This is a genomic window from Streptomyces sp. NPDC054770 (assembly GCF_053611985.1).
Genome location: NZ_JBSHBL010000189.1, coordinates 1 through 2,367, shown reverse-complemented (window position 1 = coordinate 2,367; position 2,367 = coordinate 1). Strand labels below are relative to the sequence as shown.

1 protein-coding gene is annotated in these 2,367 nt (G+C 69.2%); it reads right to left on the bottom strand.

Annotation, left to right across the window (positions count from 1 at the left end; all coding sequences use genetic code 11):
• Positions 1 to 531 precede the first annotated feature (531 nt).
• Positions 532 to 1,929, bottom strand: a complete 1,398-nt coding sequence (locus ACWGKQ_RS52125; RefSeq protein ID WP_453299172.1) for an APC family permease — start codon at positions 1,927 to 1,929, stop codon at positions 532 to 534.
• Positions 1,930 to 2,367 lie beyond the last annotated feature (438 nt).

The following is a 2,367-nucleotide window of genomic DNA, read 5'->3' as shown; positions in this document are numbered from 1 at the left end:
GGCACCGACGTGCACGACGAGGGCGGCCGGGGCGGAAATAAGCCGCCGCGGCCGCCGAAGCAGCGCTCGTATGCCGGGGGGTCGAAGATCCATGCTTCAACGGTACGGGCCCGGACCGACATCCGATGCCGACGATGGGCTGAACAGCGGGCCATCCCCGAGGAGTAGACCCACCCCGCCACATACTTCGCCCGCGGTACACCCCCCTCCCCCACACTGCCAATCCCCCCGCCGCTCCCCCCAACCCCGCCGACCCAACCAACCCCGCCGGCCCAACCAACCCCGCCGCTCCACCCAACACCGCCGCCGCGCCCAATCCCGTCGGCCGCTCAATCCCGCCGCAACGGCGATCAGCCACGACGGCGCATATCGGCGGTGCCGGACCGGACGGTGGGTCCCCGCGGGCCGGTGGGGGCTGGGCGCGCAGTTCCCCGCGCCCCTGGGTTGGCTGCTCTTCTCGGCGTTCACGAGACACCGCCGCTCCACCGCACACGGCCACTCCACCCACCTAATCCCGGTGGTGGGTCCCCTTCAGGGCTGGGCGTCCTCTGGGATGGAGACCACCCAGTGGGTTTCCTTGCGGGGGCGGAGGTAGAAGGCCCAGTAGAGGGTGGCGGCGGCGGTGATGCCGCCGGTCCAGAGGAGGTAGGTCGTCTCCTGCTGGGTGAGGATGTAGGCGAGGACGACGATGAGGAGGATCGGCATCGTCGGCCAGAGCGGCATGCGCCATGCCGGGGTGTGCTTGTGGTGGCCTCGGCGGGAGAGCAGGGCCGCTACGGCGACGAGGAGGTACATGCCCGTCACCGAGACGCCCGTCACGCCGTACAGGGTGTCCAGGTTGACGAAGCAGAGGAGCGCGCCGGGGACGCCGACGGCGAGGGTGGCCACCCAGGGGGAGCCGAAGCGGCCCAGCCGGGACAGGGCGCTGTTGACCGGTGCCGGCCACGCCTTGTCGCGGGCCGAGGCGAACAGGACGCGGGAGTTCTGGATGACCATGACGATGCCCGCGTTGATGATCGCGAGGGCCACGCAGAGGCTGACGAAGGTGCCGACCGCGGAGTTGGACCAGGCGGTGACCATGGCGCTGATGTCGCCGCCCGTGAGGGCCTTGAGGTCGGTCGCGCCCATGGTGATCGCGGCGACCGGGACGAGGATGACCACCGTGGAGATGGCGAGGGTGGCCAGGACCGTACGGGCTACGTTGCGGCGCGGGTTCTCCAGTTCCTCGGAGAGGTAGACCGCGGTCGAGAAGCCCTGGGTGACGAAGAGGGCGATGGCCAGGCCGGAGACGACCAGCATCGCGGTGACCGTGGTGGTGTGGCCGCCGGTGTCCGCCACCTGCATGGACGTGAGGCTGCCGACCCCGCGGTGGCTGTGGGAGAAGCCCAGCACGGCCACCACGCCCGCCGCGATGACCTCGAGGACCAGGAAGATGCCGGTGATCCAGGCGTTGGCGCGCAGGTCCAGGAGGCCCGCGAGAGTGGCGAGGAGCATCACGCCGGCGCCGGTCATGGCCGGGTCCAGGTGGACGATCGGGGCCAGGTAGTCGGCCGTGCCCATCGCGATCACCGGGGGCACGATCATCACGACGAGGAGGGAGAGGACGAAGACCAGCCAGCCCGCGAGGCGTCCGGCCATCGTCGAGACCATCGCGTACTCGCCGCCCGCGCTGGGGATGAGGGTGCCCAGCTCCGAGTAGCAGAAGGCCACGGCGATACAGAGGAGGGAGCCGATGGCGATCGTGAGGGCGGTGGCGGTCCCGAGGGAGCCGAACAGGTCGGGGACGACCACGAAGAGCGTGGAGGCCGGTGTGACGCAGGAGAGGGTGAGCAGGGTGCCGCCGACCACTCCGATGGAGCGCTTGAGCGTCTTGGGGCTGTCGGACGCCGCTACGGCGGCGGTCTCGGCAGGGCGGAGCGTGTCGGTCATGCGGCGGTTCCGATCGACTCGTGCGAATGCCTCCGGCGGTTGGGCCGTGCTGCATGGAACCCCGACGAAAACCGTGGCGTCAATGGCTGTTTACCTTCGGATTCCGCACCATTCAAGCGACGAGGGTCACATCGCTTTCGTAGGGTCGAACGGCGTAGCGGGGCAATCACCAAGCCCCCTGCTCCCATGACCTTGCTTTTCAAGGTCATGAACGCAAAGAACTTAAGTCACCCGTTTCATCCCGCACAAACGAGAACCGCAGCTCCGCTGACAAAAAAAGTCGAGGCCGTCCGGTATCCGGACGGCCTCGACCAGGTCAGGCGATCACACTCAGTGGTTGCGCGGGAAGCCCAGGTCGACGCCCGCGGGCGCGTCCGCCGGGTCGGGCCAGCGGGTGGTGACGACCTTGCCGCGGGTGTAGAAGTGCGTGCCGTCGTT